We start from the raw sequence: 2,515 nt of genomic DNA on the forward strand, positions 1-2,515 counted from the left end.
TGGGTATTACGGATGACACGGTGAACACGGCGAGTGCGTCGCGTCCACCGGCCGCAGGCCCGGCCTCGGTCTCGGGGCGAGGCGGCGGGACCGTCTGAACGGCCGGCCGGCCCGGGCCCGCCGCGTCCGAGCCTCGCGTCAGACCGTGACGCCGAGCGGGACGGAGATCCCGAGGCCGCCGCGGGTGCCCGCGCCGTAGCGCGCCTTCTCCCTGGCGATGTCCAGCGGCCGGGTACCGGCGCGGTTCGCGACGGCCGCGGCGTCGTCGAGCAGGTGCGCGGGGACCACCCAGACGACCTCGAACTCCAGGCCGTCGGGGTCGTGGGCGTACAGGCTCTTGGTGGTGCCGTGGTCGGACGAGCCGACCAGCGCCCCCGCCGCGACGAGCCGGCGGGCCGCGTCCTCCAGGTCGGTAAGGGTACCGACCTCCCAGGCGATGTGGTACATGCCCACGGCCGACCGGCCGGCCGGCGAGCTGCCGGCGGCCGCGCCGAGCTCGAACAGGCCGATGTCGTGGTCGTTGGTGGAGTCCGGCGCCTGCAGGAAGGCGGCCCGGCCGGGGATCGTCATCGTCACCCGGAAGTCCAGGACGTCGGTGTAGAAGGCGGTGGTACGCGCGACGTCACGGACATAGAGGACGACGTGGTTGAGGCGGTGGATGCCCATGATCTCCTCCTCGGGCCGTTCGGCGCCCGGGCGCTGTCCGGTAGCGCCTGGCACGGTCGGGCACTGTCTGCGGTCGGGCGCTCGGCCGGACGCCGCCGTGCGGATGGCACCGTGCGGGCGGCATGCCGTTGAGCGTTCAACTATCTTGACGGTACCCCGTTCGTTCCCGCTGTGTCCGGGTTGTCGGGGACGATCTCGTGACCGGAATTTCACGACCGGGATCCGTGGTCACGGGCCGGCGCCGGTGGCCGCGTCCAGCGCGTAGACGTTGTGGTCCAGGCTGCCGACGTAGAGCAGGCCGTTCTCCACCACGGGTGAGGAGTCGTCCACCGGGGCCCGGGTGGCGAACTTCCATCGTTGCTCGCCGGTGACGATGTCCACCGCGTACACATAGCGGTCCCGGCTGCCCACGTAGACCAGATCGCCGGACACGGTGGGCGAGGAACGGATGCCGTTGCCGGTGTGGAACCGCCAGCGGGTCCGGCCGGTGTCCGCGTCCAGCGCGTACAGGTTGCCGTCGTCGCTGCCCACGTACAGCACCTTGTCCACCAGCGTGGGCGTGGAGACCACGCCGTTGTCCGCGGTGAACTGCCAGGTCGGGGTGCCGTCCGAGGTCTTCAGCGCGTAGACGTTGTGGTCGTCGGCGCCGATCCACAGCATGCCGCCGGAGACGGTGGGGGAGGAGTCGACGCTGCTGCCGGTGGTGCGCTGCCAGCGTTTCCGGCCGGTGGCCGCGTCCAGCGCGTAGATGTTGCGGTCGCGGCAGCCGACATATACCCCACCGCTGACTACTGTTGGTGACGAATTGAACCAGTCATCGCCGGTGAAGCGCCAGAATTCGCGGCCCGTGGCCGTGTGGACCGCGTACAGGTTGCGGTCACGGCAGCCGATATAGACCACCCCGTCGACCACGGTCGGAGAGGAGTGCATCACCGCCCCGGCGCGGAAGCGCCAACGCGGCTGCCCGTCCGTGACATCCACCGCGTGCAGGTAGGCGTCGTTGCAGCCGACGTAGACCGTGTCGCCGGCGACCGCCGGGGACGACGTGACCGCCCCGTCGGTGGCGTACCGCCAGCGTTCACGGCCGGTGACCGCGTCGATGGCGTACAGGTGGTGGTCGTTGCTGCCGATGTAGACCACACTCGCCTCGACCGCGGGGGAGGAGTACACCTCGTCACCGGTGGTGAAGACCCACGGCCGTGGGCCGGCGGCGCCATCGGCGCCATCGGAACCGAGCAGGCGCACCGCCCCCCACGTGCCCGCCCCGGCCGCCGCGGCCACGGCGATGGCGCCACCCGCCCGCAGCAGGGCCCGCCGGTGCGGCCGCGCAGGCACAGGCGCAGGCACAGGCGCGGGCGCAGGCCGGTCACCGGTGTGCTCCCGGTCCGCGTGGCCGGTACGACCCGTGTACCCACGGTCGGTGCGATCCGCGTGTTCGTAGTCGCTACGGCCCGCGTATCCATAGCCGGTGCGACCTGTGTGTTCCTGGCCGGCGCTGGTACCTGCCCGGCCGGCGCGGCCGTCCGATGAGGACGGCTCCCACGGTAACGGCGGTGTCGGCGAGAGCGGGGGGGAGTGCCGCCCCGGCGGGCTGGAGATCGGCTCCCGGGAGGTGGGCGGCGGCCCGGGCCGCGCCGGTGACCCCGGCGGCGTCCTGGTCAGGGCCGCGCTGTCCCGGTCGGCCGCGTCCGCCGGTATCCGGCGGTCCCGAGCCTGGTCCGTCTCGCCCTGTCCCATCCGGGCCTGTCCCGCTCCCGCTTGTACTCCGGGTGACCGTCCACCAGGAAGGGGTGGCTTTCTGTCGAGAGCAGATGGCTGTCCGCCAGAGACGGCTGGCTGTCCGCCGGGG

General features: G+C 72.4%; 3 protein-coding genes. All 3 read right to left on the reverse strand.

Annotated features, from left to right (window positions below; translation table 11 throughout):
- Nucleotides 1-138 precede the first annotated feature (138 nt).
- Nucleotides 139-720, reverse strand: coding sequence for a VOC family protein (locus AC5LUJ_RS06405; protein WP_493464612.1), 582 nt, complete (start codon nt 718-720; stop codon nt 139-141).
- Between the two features lie 174 nt (nt 721-894).
- On the reverse strand, nt 895-2,001 hold the full coding sequence (locus AC5LUJ_RS06410) for an outer membrane protein assembly factor BamB family protein (protein WP_493464613.1): 1,107 nt from the start codon (nt 1,999-2,001) through the stop codon (nt 895-897).
- Between the two features lie 323 nt (nt 2,002-2,324).
- Nucleotides 2,325-2,515 (reverse strand): hypothetical protein (locus AC5LUJ_RS06415; RefSeq protein WP_493464614.1); only part of this gene is annotated, 191 nt, incomplete at its 5' end.

Source organism: Protofrankia sp. CiP1_Cm_nod3 (assembly GCF_982290655.1).